This window comes from Streptomyces sp. NBC_01198, from assembly GCF_036010485.1.
Taxonomy (GTDB): Bacteria; Actinomycetota; Actinomycetes; order Streptomycetales; family Streptomycetaceae; genus Actinacidiphila.
Window position 1 is genome coordinate 6,876,649 of the sequence record NZ_CP108568.1, and the last position, 13,792, is coordinate 6,890,440.

A 13,792-nucleotide genomic window follows, 5' to 3' on the forward strand; every position below is an offset into this window, starting at 1 on the left:
TCCATACAGGGAGAGTCCATGCGCACAGTCCGTCCGCGGTCCAGCGCCGCGGTCGCAGCGGTCGGGGCCACCGCCCTCACCGCCGCCGCCCTGATAGCTGCCCCGATCGGCGGCGCGGCGGCCGCCGCCCCCGCCGGTCACGCACCGGCCGTCAAGCCGGTGCCCGCGGTCGCCGGCCACCGGCTGATCCACGGGGTGAGCAGCCCGCTGAGCATCGCCCAGTGCCAGGCGACCTGGGGCATCAACTGCTACAGCCCGCTGCAGTACCGGCAGGCGTACGACCTCAACCCGCTCTACCGCGCCGGCGTCACGGGCAAGGGCCGCACGATCGTCGTCGTCGACTCGTTCGGCTCGCCGACCATCCAGCACGACCTCGACGTCTACAGCGCCCAGTGGGGCCTCAAGAGCTCCAAGGTCCAGGTCGTCAAGTGGGGCCACGTGCCGCCGTTCGACCCGACCAACCCCGACCACACCGGATGGGCCGGCGAGAGCACCCTCGACGTCGAGATGGCGCACGCGGTGGCGCCGGACGCGCACATCGTGCTGGTGGAGACCGGGGTCGCGGAGACCGAAGGCGTCACCGGGCTGCCCGAGATGATGGACGCCGAGAAGTCCCTGATCGACCACGGCGTCGGCGATGTGATCACCCAGAGCTTCGGGGCGACCGAGAACACCTTCCCCGGCTTCGGCAAGGGCGACTTCTCCAGCATCCAGAAGCTGCGGTACGCCTTCCAGGACGCCGCCAGGCACGGCGTGACCGTGCTGGCCTCCTCCGGCGACGGCGGCCCGACCGACGCGATGGCCGACGGCAGCACCGACTACCCGTACCCGGTCAACTCCTGGCCGTCGGCGGACCCGCTGGTCACCTCGATCGGCGGCACCCAGCTGCACCTGGACGACAAGGGCGACCGCGTCGCGCCCGACAGCGTCTACAACGACTACGGAGCGGGCGGCGGCGGCCAGTCGCACGTCTTCACCCGGCCCGCCTACCAGAACGGCGTCAGGAACGTGGTCGGCGCCCGGCGCGGCACCCCGGACATCTCGATGGCCGCGGCGGTCGACGGCGGCGCGTGGGTGTACTCCAGCTACGACCCGACGGCCACCGGCTGGGACGTCTACGGGGGCACCAGCGAGGCCAGCCCGCTGTTCTCCGGCATCGTCGCGCTGGCCGACCAGCTCGGCGGCCACCGGGTGGGCGACATCCACCAGGCGCTGTACACGCTGGCGAAGGGCAACGCCAAGTTCACCGGCGTGGTGGACGTCAAGGACGGCACGGACAACAGCTACGACGGCGTCACCGGTTACACCGCGGTCAAGGGCTACGACATGGCGACCGGCGTCGGCACGCTGGACGCCGCGCGGTTCGTTCCCGCGCTCGCTGTCACGAGCTGGCGGCGCTGACCGCGGCGGCGCCATCAGGACAGGTCACCGCCGTGCCCTCCCCGGTGCGGCGGTGACCGCTGTGGTGCCCGATGCCGGAAAGGCCGGAGTTCGGCGGCGCGGTGGTTCAAGTGCGGTGTCTGTTAGGACTCTTGACAGTTGGGTGGTCCAGACCAGCAATATTGGTCCAGACCAGCAGACCGCCGTCTGCTGATCCCCCCACCTGGAAGGAGCGCGGTCCATGACCGGACCCGTTCGCAGACTCCCCGTCCGCGCACTGCTCACCGGACTCGTCACCGCCGCCGCCTCGGCAGGGCTCGCCCTGACCGGCACCGGCACCGGCACCGCCCACGCGGCCACCGCACTGCCCAGCCACATAGCGGCGCCGTACTTCGAGGCCTACAACGGCGACAGCCTCTCCGGCCTCGCCGCCGCCTCGGGCAACAAGTACCTGACGATGGCCTTCATCCAGACCCCCTCGGTCGGCTCCTGCACCCCGTACTGGAACGGCGACAGCTCGCTGCCGATCAGCCAGGGGAACTTCGGCAGCGACATCGACACCATCCAGGCCGGCGGCGGCGACGTCATCCCGTCGTTCGGCGGTTACGCGGCCGACAACAGCGGCACCGAGATCGCCGACAGCTGCACCAACGTCGGCTCGATCGCCGCCGCGTACGAGAAGGTCATCACCACCTACGACATCAGCCGGATCGACCTGGACATCGAGGACAACTCGCTGACCAACTCCGCCGGCATCGACCGCCGCAACAAGGCCGTCAAGCAGGTGCAGGACTGGGCGGCCGCCAACGGGCGCCCGATCCAGTTCTCCTACACCCTGCCGACCACCACCCACGGCCTCGAAGGCGGCTCCGTCGGCTCCGGCAGCGGCCTGGCCGTCCTGCAGAACGCGGTGAGCAACGGCGTCAAGCTGGACGTCGTCAACATCATGACGTTCGACTACTACGACAACGCCACCCACAACATGGCCACCGACACCCAGACCGCCGCCCAGGGCCTGCACGACCAGCTCGGCCAGCTCTACCCGTCGAAGACCGACGCGCAGCTGTGGAACATGGTGGGCGTCACCGAGATGCCCGGCATCGACGACTTCGGCCCCGCCGAGACCTTCACCACCGCCAACGCCACCTCCGTCTACAACTGGGCGGTCAGCAAGGGCATCAACACGCTGTCCTTCTGGGCCCTGCAGCGCGACAACGGCGGCTGCCCCGGTCAGGGCGGCTCCGACTCCTGCTCGGGCACCACGCAGAGCACCTGGCAGTTCAGCCACACCTTCGAGCCGTTCAACGGCGGCAGCACCCCGCCGCCGGCCAACGACTTCTCGGTGACGCTGTCCCCGGCGGCGGCCACGGTCACCGCGGGCGGCTCCGCCACCTCCAGCGTGCACACCGCGGTGACCACCGGCTCCGCGCAGTCGGTGTCCCTCTCGGTCAGCGGCGCGCCGTCCGGGGTCACCGCCTCGGTCAGCCCCGGCTCGGTCACCGCGGGTGGCAACGCCACCCTGTCGGTGTCCACCAGCGCGTCGGCGGTCTCGGGGAAGTACACGCTGACGGTCACCGGCACGGCCGGCGGCACCAGCCACTCGGCGGCCTACACCCTGACGGTCACCGGCGGCACCACCGGCTGCACCGCGGCGCCGTGGAGCAGCTCGGCGATCTACGTGGGCGGCAACACCGTCTCCTACGGTGGCCACACCTGGAAGGCCAAGTGGTGGACGACCGGCGAGACCCCCGGCACCACCGGCGAGTGGGGAGTCTGGCAGGACCTCGGCGCCTGCTAGCCCGCGTCTGACAAACCCGCCAGGTCCGCGGTCCGGCGGCCGGGCCGCCCCGGATTCGGGGTCCGGCCGCCGATCCTCTAAAGTCGCACCGACGTCTACGGGAATGTAGTCGCAGCTGTAGTCGGAGCGGGCCGGGCCAGTACCGGCAGACCAGGGGACAGGACCACCCATGAGTGCCATCGGCATCGGCCAGGCCGTCATCCTCGGAATCGTGGAAGGAGTGACCGAGTTCCTGCCGGTCTCCTCCACCGGCCATCTGAAGCTGGTCGAGGGCCTGATGAACATCAAGGTGGACGACGACGCGGTCGTCGGCTTCACCGCGGTGATCCAGGTCGGTGCCATCGCGGCGGTGTTCGTCTACTTCTTCAAGGACATCATGCGGTTCGTCAGCGCGTGGCTGCGCGGGCTGACGAACAAGAGGGAGCGCGACAACCACGACTACAAGTTCACCTGGTGGGTGATCTACTCCACGATCCCGATCGTGGTCGTCGGCCTGGCGGCCAAACCGCTGATCGACGGTCCGCTCGGCTCGCTGTGGGTGGTCGCCCTGTCGCTGATCGGCGGCAGCATAGTGATGTGGGCCGCGGAGCAGATGGCCAGGTTCAAGCGCGGTGAGCAGGACGTGACGCTCAAGGACGCCATGTACGTCGGCTCCGCGCAGATCCTGGCGCTGCTCTTCCCCGGTTTCTCGCGCTCCGGGGCGACCATCTCCACCGCGCTGATCCGCGACCTGGACCGGATGGCGGCCACCCGGCTGTCGTTCTTCCTCGGCCTGCCCGCGCTCACCGGCGCCGGGCTGTACGAGCTCAAGGACGCCACCGGCGGCGGGGTGAGCGGCGGCGCGCTCGCGGTCGGCACCCTGGTGTCGTTCGTGGTCGCCTACGCCTCCATCGCGTGGCTGCTGCGTTTCGTCGCGCGGCACTCCTTCAACGCCTTCGTGATCTACCGGATCGTGGTCGGCCTCATCCTGATCGGGCTGCTGGCGACCAACGTGCTGGACGCCTGACCAGCGGCGCAACATGCCGTAGGGGGCCGGGCCGTGCGGCCCGGCCCTTGCTTCCACCGCATAGTTCACGACTTATTTTTTGATGTGTATTGACTCCCCGACAGGCGGCCCCTAGCGTCCACACCGCATCGCGACCCCACAACGCGACGAGGAGACACGTGTGACCCAGGTATCCGCCGGGCCCGGCACGCCGGCCCGCACCCCCCGCCACCGCAGACGAACGGCCGCCCTCGCGGCGGCGCTTCTGATACCCGTCGGCGCCGGCGTCGCACTGGTCTCCGCCCCCGACGCCGGGGCCGCGACCATCCCCACGGCCGCGGCCACCGTCACCGGTGTGGGCAGCGGCAAATGCGTGGACGCCCGTGCCGCCGCCACCGGCAACGGCACCGCCGTCCAGCAGTACACCTGCAACGGCAGCACCGCACAGCAGTGGCAGTTCACCGCCACCGACAGCGGCTACTACCGGATCGGCGCCGCCTCGGCCCCCAGCCAGGTCTGGGACGAGACCAACGTGTCCACCGCCGACGGGGCGCCCACCCAGCTGTGGCTGTACGGCGGCGGCTCCAACCAGCAGTGGCAGCCGGTCGCCGAGTCCAGCGGCGCCTTCCACTTCGTCAACCGCAACAGCGGCAAGTGCCTCGACGTGCCGAGCGCCTCCACCGCGGACAGCGTCCAGCTCCAGCAGTTCACCTGCAACGGCAGCGCGGCGCAGTCCTTCAACGTCAGCGGCTCCGGCGGCGGCACCACGCCCCCGCCCACCGGCAACGACCCCGACCTCGGCCCCAACGTGGTCACCTTCGACCCGTCGATGTCGGCCTCGTCGATCCAGTCCCGGCTGAACACCGTCTTCAACCAGCAGCAGACCAACCAGTTCGGCGGCCAGCGCTACGCCGTGCTGTTCAAGCCCGGCACCTACAGCGCCGACGTCAACGTCGGCTTCTACACCGAGGTCGCCGGACTCGGCCTGAACCCCGACGACGTCACCATCAACGGCGCCGTGCACGCGGAGGCCGACTGGTTCCAGGGCAACGCGACCCAGAACTTCTGGCGCGACGCCGAGAACATGTCGGTCAACCCCACCGGCGGCACCGACCGCTGGGCCGTCTCGCAGGCCGCGCCCTACCGGCGGATGCACGTACGCGGTAACCTGGCGCTGGACGACGGCGGCTGGTCCAGCGGCGGCTTCATCTCCGACACCAAGGTCGACGGCCAGATCCGCTCCGGCTCCCAGCAGCAGTTCCTCACCCGGGACTCGACGATGGGCAGCTGGTCGGGCTCCAACTGGAACATGGTCTTCGTCGGCGACCAGGGCGCTCCCGCCCAGTCCTTCCCGACCTACACCACGGTCGCCTCCTCGCCCACCATCCGCGAGAAGCCGTTCCTGTACGTCGACGGCTCGGGCAACTACCAGGTCTTCGTGCCCGCGCTGCAGTCCAACGCCTCCGGCACCACCTGGAGCGGCAAGACCCCGCAGGGCCAGTCGCTGCCCATCGACCAGTTCTACATCGTCAAGCCCGGCGCCACCGCGTCCGACATCAACGCGGCCCTCGCGGCGGGCAAGAACCTGCTGGTCACCCCCGGCGTCTACCACCTCAACCAGACGCTGAACATCACCCGTCCCGACACCGTCGTGCTGGGTCTCGGCCTGGCCACGCTGGTGCCCGACAACGGGATCACCGCGATCAGCACCTCGGACGTCGACGGCATCAAGCTGGCCGGCCTGCTGATCGACGCCGGCACCACCAACTCCCAGCAGCTGATGCAGATCGGCCCGGCCGGCTCGTCCGCGACCCACGCGACCGACCCGACCAGCCTGTCCGACGTCTTCTTCCGGATCGGCGGCGCCACCGTCGGCAAGGCCACCCAGTCGCTGGTGATCAACAGCAGCAACACGATCATCGACCACACCTGGATCTGGCGCGCCGACCACGGCAACGGCGGCACGGTCGGCTGGACCACCAACACCGCGGACACCGGACTGGTGGTCAACGGCAACAACGTGACGGCGTACGGCCTGTTCGTCGAGCACTTCCAGAAAACCCAGGTGCTGTGGAACGGCCAGGGCGGCAGAACCTACTTCTTCCAGAACGAGATGCCCTACGATCCGCCCAACCAGGGCGCCTGGATGAACGGTTCGTCGCAGGGCTACCCCGCCTACAAGGTCGCCGACTCGGTGACCAGCCATGAGGCCTGGGGACTTGGCAGCTACTGCTACTTCAGCTCCAACCCCTCGGTGGTCTCCGCCAACGCCTTCCAGGTGCCCAACACCTCCGGCGTGCGCTTCCACGACATGGTGACCGTCTCGCTGGGCGGCACCGGCACGATCAGCCATGTCATCAACACCACGGGTGCCGCCGTGAACAGCGGCCACCAGGTCACGGACCTGACCAGCTACCCGTAACCGGTCCGCAGGAAAACAGACCCGGCCGACCCATCCCCCCACGGGTGGGCCGGCCGGGCGTCTGTCAGGCCGTGCGCCCCAGGGCGCTCCGGCCGGTCGAGCTCGGTGGCAGCGACGCGAGTCAGGTGAGCGTCGCTGCCACCGGGTCCCAGCCCTCCGGCAGTACCGGCACCGCCGGGGCGCCGGACTCCAGCGGCAGTACGGTGTGCCGGTCCGCGGACTCGGTGATGGTGGACATCAACTCCAGCACGTGCTGGGCCAGTTCACCCGAGGCGCGGTGCTCGGTGCCGCCCCGGATGGCGCGGGCCATGTCGAGCACGCCCATGCCGCGTCCGGCGGTGGAGCCGGTCACCGGCAGCTCCCGCCAGTCCTCCTCGCCGAACGCCTGCACCTGCAGCGGTCCGTCGAACCTGTTCGGGTCGGGCAGCGACAGCGTCCCCTCGGTGCCGGTGATCTCGATCATCCGGCGGGAGACCGCCGAGTCGAAGCTGAAGGTCGCCGACGCGCTCGGGCCGCTCGCGAAGTCCAGCAGCGCCTGCACATGGGTCGGCACCTCCACCGCGAAGGAGACACCCGCCTTCGGCCCTGAACCGATCACCCGCTCGGCACGCGCCTGCCGGGCCGTCGCCGACACCCGGCTCACCGGGCCGAACAGCGCGACCAGCGCCGTCAGGTAGTACGGGCCGATGTCGAACAGCGGCCCGGCGCCGTACTGGAACAGGAACTCCGGGCTCGGGTGCCACTTCTCCGGGCCGGGTCCCTGGGTCACCGCCGTCACCGCGACCGGCTCGCCGATCACGCCCGAGCTGACCGCCCGCGCGGCGGACTGGAGCCCGGCGCCCAGGAAGGTGTCGGGCGCGCTGCCCACCCGCAGGCCGGCGGCATGCGCCTCGGCGAGGATCTTCGCCCCGTCGGCCGGCGCGAGGGCCAGCGGCTTCTCGCCGTAGACGTGCTTGCCCGCCCGCAGCGCGGCACCGGCCACCTCGGCGTGCGCGGCCGGGATGGTGAGGTTCACGACGATCTCGACCTCGGGTATCGCCAGCACCGAGGTGACGTCCCCGGCCTCGGGCACCCCGTGGGCGTCCGCGGCGGCCCGCGCCCGCTCGACGTCCAGGTCGGCCACCGCGAGCACCCGCACATCGGCGAAGGTCGACAGCGCCGTCAGGTACTGCGTGCTGATCACCCCGGCGCCGACCAGGGCGACGCCGACAGGTCCGCTGGTCATGAACGCCCCTCAAGTGCGGTCAGGTAGGCGTGGCTCTCGGCGACGGCCTCGAAGACGTCGCCGGCGCAGCTGTCCAGCTCCACGATGCGCACCGCCTCCGGCGCCGCCGCGAGGATCGACGGCACGTCGATGGTGCCCTTGCCGACCGCGGTGTGCGGCTCCCCCTTGACGCCGGGACCGTCCTTGACGTGCAGCGCCAGCACCCGGTCGCCGAGCGAGCCCAGCAGTTCGGGTACGTCGGCGCCGCCGACCGCCGCCCAGTAGGTGTCGACCTCCAGGAAGACCTCCGGCGCGAGCAGCCCGGCCAGCACCTCCAGCGCGGTCCGGCCCTCGAAGCGCGGCTCGATCTCCCACCAGTGGTTGTGGTAGCCGATCCGCATCCCGTGCTCGGCGGCCTTGGCCGCGAACCCGTTCAGCGTGTCGGCGACCCGCTGGAGCCCGTCGGCGCTGGTGAACTCGTCGTGGTCGATCCCGCCGGGGATGATCGCCAGGTCGGTGCCGATGGTGCCGACCGCGTCGAACACCTCCCCGGCGTCCTTGCTGAACAGCGCGTAGGCGTGGGTGCTGGTGACGCTCAGCCCCAGCTGGTCCGCGGTCCTGCGGAAGCCGGCCGGGTCCGCAGTCGGGTCGTAGGGCTCCACCGAGCGGTAGCCGATCTCGGCGAGCCGGGTCAGCGTGCCGTCGCGGTCGGCGGCGATCTGGTCCCGGAGGGTGTAGAGCTGGATGCTCAGGGGCGTTGCCATCGAAACGATGCCTCCTGGAAATGCGGCAGGTGCGGTACGGGCGGTACGGGTGCGGCCCGGCGGAGCCGCGCGGTCGGTGGGGCGGGAGCGGACGTCAGCCCACGATGAGCGGGCGCAGCGTCCGGTGGGCGATCTCCAGCCCCTGGGTGATCCTGGTGGTGTCCCCGCTCCACACGGGGTCCTCGTGCTCCACGGACAGGACCCCGGTGAAGCCGCCCTCGTAAAGGGTGTCCACGATCCGGCGCCAGTCCACATCGCCGAGCCCCGGCACCCGGTAGCGCCACCAGCCGCTGTCCCAGCCGTCGGCGCGCTCCACCGCACGGCCGAGGAAGCCGTAGCGGTCCCTGGCCCGCGGGTCGAGCTGCGCGTCCTTGGCCTGGGCGTGCGGGATGCGGTCGACGTACGGGTGCAGCGCCGTCACCGGGTCGATGCCCAGCCAGAGCAGGTGCGAGGGGTCGTAGTTGAGGTAGAGGCCGAGGTCGAACATCCACTCCCACAACTCGGGGGAGTAGGCGAGGTTGCCAGGGTAGCCGTCGGGGTGCCAGCCCTCCATCACGCAGTTCTCGATGATGATCCGCACGCCGCGCTCGCCGGCGTACTCCACCAGCGGGGGCAGCTCGCGCTCGGCCTGCGCGATGTTCTCCTTCACCGACAGGCCCGGGTGCCGGCCGATGAAGGTGCCGACGTACGGCACGCCGAGCAGCGCCGCCGCGTCGACGTTCGCCCGTACGTGGGCGGCGATCTCGGACCTGCGGGCCGGGTCGGGGTGCAGGTTGTTCTCGTAGTAGGCCAGCGCCGAGAGCGTCAGCCCGTGCTGCTCGAACAGCGCGCGCACCTCGTCGGCCTGCCGCTTGCCGAAGTCGGTGACGTCGATGTGGCTGGCCTCGAAGTCCCGTGACCCGGTGGACGGCCAGGTGGCCACCTCCAGCGCCTGGTAGTCGTGCGAGGCCGCCCACGCGGCGATCTCGTCCAGCTGCAGCTGCGGCAGGCAGGCGGTCAGAAAGCCCAGCTTCATAGTCAGGAGACCTCTTTCCAGGAACGGTCCGCCGCCGACTCCAGTACGGCCTCGGTGAGGCGCACCATGCGGGCGGCGTCGTCGAAGGTGGGGAAGGCCCCACCGGTGCCGTCCTCGCGAACGGCGGCGTGCACATCGCGGACGAAGGCGGCGAAGCAGTCGAGATAGCCCATCGGGTGCCCGCCGGGCACCACCGAGAGCCGGGCCGCGGCGCGGGACAGGACGGCGGGGTCGCGCTGCACCGCCGCGTTCTCGCCGCGGCTGCCCACGAAGAGTGTCTCCGGATTCTCCTGGTCGAAGGCCAGCGACGTGGCGCTGCCGTCCACCTCGAACCACAGCCGGTTCTTCCGGCCGGGGGAGATCTGCGAGACCGTCACGGTCCCGGAGGCGCCGCGGTCGGTGCGGAACAGCAGCAGCACCGCGTCCTCGGTGGCCGGCAGCCCGCCGTCCCTGGGGAGCGTCCTGGTCGCCGCGGTCAGCTCGCTGATCCGGTGGCCGGTCACCCACTCGACCAGGTCGCACCAGTGCGAGCCGATGTCGGCGAAGGCCCGGGACGGGCCGCCGGCCACCGCGTCCACCCGCCAGTTGGTGTCGCCCGGCTCGGACAGCCAGTCCTGCAGGTAGTGCCCGTGCAGCAGGCGTACGTCGCCGGCCCGGCCGTCGAGCACCCGGGCCCGCGCCTCGGCCGCCATCGGGTGGTAGCGGTAGACGAAGGGCACCGCGGCCACCCGGCCGGACTCCGCCGCGAGCGCCGCCAGCGCGTCCGCGGTGGCCGACGAGGTGGTCAGCGGCTTCTCGCAGACCACGTGCTTGCCGGCCCGCAGCGCCAGCTCGGCCAGGCCGGCGTGCGCGTCGTTGGGCGTGCAGATGTGCACCACGTCCACGTCGTCGCTGGTGACCAGTTCCTCCGAGCTGTCGAAGGCCCGCTCCACGCCGAGCGCGGCAGCGGCTTCCTTCGCCCGTGCCGGACTGGAAGCGCTGATACCGACCACCGGTGCGCCCGTACGGCGCACGGCGTCCAGATGCACACGCCCGATCATCCCCGCGCCGGCGATCGCCGTACGCAGCGACGAATGCGACGCGGTCGTTGACATCCCGCCCACAAATGGCCTCCCATTCCGCTTGCTTGAAACGCTAGTCATCACTCTTTCGGTTGACAATGGCAAGATTTCCGCTAACTTCTGTCATAAATCCGCCGGACGACAGCCCGACGAAAGGCAGCCCCCAGGTGACCGCAGCAAGCGACCGGCAGTTGACCGCGCTCAGCGAACTGGCCGGCCTGGTGGCCGGGGGCGTCACCCGGCGCAGCCAACTCGCCACCGCCACCGGCCTGTCACGGGCCGCGGTCGCCCAGCGGGTCGACCTGCTGATCGCCAAGGGCCTGCTGGTCGAGACCGGTACGGTGGCCACCGAACGCGGCCGGCCGCCGCTGACCCTGCAACTGGCCTCCGCATCGGCCGTGGTGTGCGCCGTCGACCTCGGCGCCACCCACAGCACGGTCGCCGTCGCCGACCTCGGCGGCACGGTGCTCGCCGAGGCCACCGAGGACCTGGACATCAACGGCGGGCCCGAGGCGGTGCTCACCGGCCTGCACAAGCAGCTCGGCCGGCTGCTCACCGACGCAGGGCACCCCGCCGAGCACGTACGGGCGATCAGCATCGGCCTGCCGGGACCGGTCGAGGCCAGCACGGGCACGGTCATCCGCCCGCCGATCATGCGCGGCTGGGACGGCTACCGGGTGCCGTCCTTCTTCGCCGACCGCTACCGGGCCCCGGTCCTGGTCGACAACGACGTGAACATGATGGCGCTGGGCGAGTACGGGCACCGCCCGGCGACCGCCCACCTGCTGTACGTCAAGGTCGGTACCGGCATCGGCTGCGGCATCGTCTCCGGCGGTGTCGTGCACCGCGGCGCGACCGGGGCGGCGGGCGACATCGGCCACATCAGGGTGCCCGGGCACGACGAGGTGCTGTGCCGCTGCGGCAACACCGGGTGCGTCGAGGCCGTCGCCTCCGGTGCCGCGATCGCCGCGACGCTGCGCGAGGCGGGCCTGCCCGTCGAGCACGTCGCCGACGTCGTCCGGCTGGTCGCGGCCGGCGACCCGCTGGCCCGCCGCCAGGTCAGGCTGGCCGCGCAGCGGCTCGGCGACGTCATCGCCCTGCTGGTCAGCTTCTACAACCCCGACACCATCGTGCTCGGCGGCAGCATCGCCAGCCTGCACGACGACCTGCTCGCCGACATCCGGGCCGCCGTCTACCGCCGGGCCCTGCCGCTGGCCACCCGCACCGTCGCCATCGAGACCACGCTGCTGGGGCGGCGGGCCGGCATCGAGGGCGCCAGGCGGCTCGCCGTGCAGCACCTGCTCTCGCCCGAGGGGATCGGGCAGATGCTGGCGGCCTCCCCGGGGTAGCCGCCCGGGGAGGGCGGAGCATAGGACAGGGGCCCCTATTTGGTTGCGCCTTTCACAGAACCACCGCCGATCGCCGCGACGGATGGGCATGCTGGTGCCATGGAGTACTCCGGCGACGACGCCACCGTCTACCAGACCATCCGGGTCACCACCCCGGAGTCCCCGGTTGCGGCGCTCGCCGACGTGGAAGCGTGGAAGGCACGCAAGACGTACCCTTCCATGCTCTTCGCCGGCGGCCCGGTCTTCGGAGTCGCCAGGGAGAGACAGCCCGGCGGCTGGGTGCTCCAGCCGTTCTTCAGCGGGCTCGCCCCGCAGGACGCCAGGGACGGCCTCGGCTCCTACTTCCGCCGGGTGGCCAAGGAGACCGCCGACGGCGGGGACCTGCGGCACGCCGCCGAATACCAGGGCGCGGGCGAACTGCTGGACTGGGAGGCGCTCAACGACCTCACGGTGTGCGGACGCCGCTACCGCGTCGTGCGGGCGGAACGATTCATCCGGATGGGGCCCGACGGCCCCGAGCCGCCCCGGGTCACCGACCCGGACCCCAGCGCGCCCGGCGAGTCGCACGAGGGCCTGGACCCGGCCGCGGGACTGGTCATCGACCCCTACGACGCGACCGGCATCTCGGAGGGCATACTCAAGGCCGAACTCCTCGCGGCGCTGCGCAAGCACGGGACGGTGCCGAGCGACGTCCGCGACGACTCGCGGACCGCCGCCGCCGCGTACCCCGGCGGGGTGCTGCTGCCCGCCACCTTCATGACCGCCGAGCGCGAGGGCGGCCAGTGGCGGCCGGGCTCCAGCGGCACCGCCACGACGCCGCAGTCCGCACGGGACGCGCTGGCGATGCAGCTGCGGGTCATGGTGCCCTGGCAGCGCGACCTCACGGCCGAGCAGCGCTCCGTCTACAACGGCGCGGCCGACCGGCTGGACGCCGAACGCTGCGACGAACTCGACGTGGCCGGGCGGCACTTCCGCATCGTCCGGGTCGAGCGCCTGATCCGCGTCGGCCCCGACGGTCCCGAGGGCCCCCGCCCCTCCGACCCCGACCCCGTCCCCCCGGTCATGGTCCAGGACCGCGAACTGCGCGCGCAGGGCGCCCCGCGGGACGAGGAGGACGGCGCGGAGGAACTCGACGAGAGCACCCAGAAGTTCCTCCGCCTCTTCGAGGAGGAACGCCGCCGCCGCGAATCCCTCCGCCGCCGATAGCCCCCCAGACTTCACGCAGTTGCGGGGTAACGGACCCCCAACCCCGATGCACCGGCAGGTCGGCGCCGACGCCAAGTGGCAGCCCCCCAGGGGCGCGGGGAACGGCGCGCGCAACCCCGATGCACCGGCAGGTCGGCGCCGACGTCAAGTGGCAGCCCCTCAGGGGCGCGAGGAACTGCGCGCGCAACCACAAGGCACGCGCAGCTAAGCGCCAACGCCAAGTGGCAGCCCCCCAGGGGCGCGGGGAACGGCGCGCGCAACCCCGATGCACCGGCAGGTCGGCGCCGACGTCAAGTGGCAGCCCCTCAGGGGCGCGAGGAACTGCGCGCGCAACCACAAGGCACGCGCAGCTAAGCGCCAACGCCAAGTGGCAGCCCCCCAGGGGCGCGGGGAACGGCGCGCGCAACCCCGATGCACCGGCAGGTCGGCGCCGACGTCAAGTGGCAGCCCCTCAGGGGCGCGAGGAACTGCGCGCGCAACCACAAGGCACGCGCAGCTAAGCGCCAACGCCAAGTGGCAGCCCCTCAGGGGCGCGAGGAACTGGCGCCCAACCACGACGCGCCGCCAGGCAACGGCTCGCCGCAAGGGGAAGCTCACCCCCGACGCGC

Annotated in this window: 10 protein-coding genes; 6 read left to right on the forward strand and 4 right to left on the reverse strand. The window is 71.5% G+C overall.

The genetic code is table 11. The annotated features are described in order from the left end of the window. Positions 1-18 precede the first annotated feature (18 nt). From OG702_RS30595 to OG702_RS30610, 4 genes are all read left to right on the forward strand, one after another. Positions 19-1,401, forward strand: a complete 1,383-nt coding sequence (locus OG702_RS30595) for a S53 family peptidase (protein WP_327292175.1) — start codon at positions 19-21, stop codon at positions 1,399-1,401. 220 nt (positions 1,402-1,621) lie between these two features. Continuing rightward, positions 1,622-3,178 (forward strand): chitinase, encoded by a 1,557-nt coding sequence (locus tag OG702_RS30600; RefSeq protein ID WP_327292176.1) that lies wholly within the window; start codon positions 1,622-1,624, stop codon positions 3,176-3,178. 169 nt (positions 3,179-3,347) lie between these two features. After that, positions 3,348-4,184 carry an undecaprenyl-diphosphate phosphatase gene (locus OG702_RS30605; protein ID WP_327292177.1) on the forward strand — a complete coding sequence of 279 codons (837 nt, stop codon included), beginning with the start codon at positions 3,348-3,350 and terminating at the stop codon, positions 4,182-4,184. 160 nt (positions 4,185-4,344) lie between these two features. After that, positions 4,345-6,585 (forward strand): RICIN domain-containing protein, encoded by a 2,241-nt coding sequence (locus OG702_RS30610; protein WP_442814591.1) that lies wholly within the window; start codon positions 4,345-4,347, stop codon positions 6,583-6,585. A gap of 121 nt (positions 6,586-6,706) precedes the next feature. Here OG702_RS30610 and OG702_RS30615 read toward each other — a convergent pair whose 3' ends face one another. The 4 genes from OG702_RS30615 to OG702_RS30630 all read right to left on the reverse strand — a co-directional run bounded on the left by OG702_RS30615 (position 6,707) and on the right by OG702_RS30630 (position 10,662). Beyond that, on the reverse strand, positions 6,707-7,810 hold the full coding sequence (locus OG702_RS30615) for a Gfo/Idh/MocA family protein (RefSeq protein ID WP_327292178.1): 1,104 nt from the start codon (positions 7,808-7,810) through the stop codon (positions 6,707-6,709). Beyond that, positions 7,807-8,553 (reverse strand): sugar phosphate isomerase/epimerase family protein, encoded by a 747-nt coding sequence (locus tag OG702_RS30620; protein ID WP_327292179.1) that lies wholly within the window; start codon positions 8,551-8,553, stop codon positions 7,807-7,809. Before OG702_RS30620 ends, OG702_RS30615 begins: the two co-directional genes overlap by 4 nt. 94 nt (positions 8,554-8,647) lie before the next feature. Then, entirely contained in the window at positions 8,648-9,568 is a 921-nt protein-coding gene (locus OG702_RS30625; RefSeq protein ID WP_327292180.1) for a sugar phosphate isomerase/epimerase family protein, read from the reverse strand. A 2-nt stretch (positions 9,569-9,570) separates the two neighbouring features. Continuing rightward, a complete protein-coding gene (locus OG702_RS30630) occupies positions 9,571-10,662 on the reverse strand; it encodes a Gfo/Idh/MocA family protein (protein ID WP_327292181.1) in 1,092 nt (363 codons plus the stop codon). 134 nt (positions 10,663-10,796) lie between these two features. Here OG702_RS30630 and OG702_RS30635 point away from each other — a divergent pair, with 134 nt between their 5' ends. Further along, positions 10,797-11,978 carry an ROK family transcriptional regulator gene (locus OG702_RS30635; protein WP_327292182.1) on the forward strand — a complete coding sequence of 394 codons (1,182 nt, stop codon included), beginning with the start codon at positions 10,797-10,799 and terminating at the stop codon, positions 11,976-11,978. 99 nt (positions 11,979-12,077) lie between these two features. Then, positions 12,078-13,184, forward strand: a complete 1,107-nt coding sequence (locus OG702_RS30640) for a DUF5954 family protein (RefSeq protein ID WP_327292183.1) — start codon at positions 12,078-12,080, stop codon at positions 13,182-13,184. Positions 13,185-13,792 lie beyond the last annotated feature (608 nt).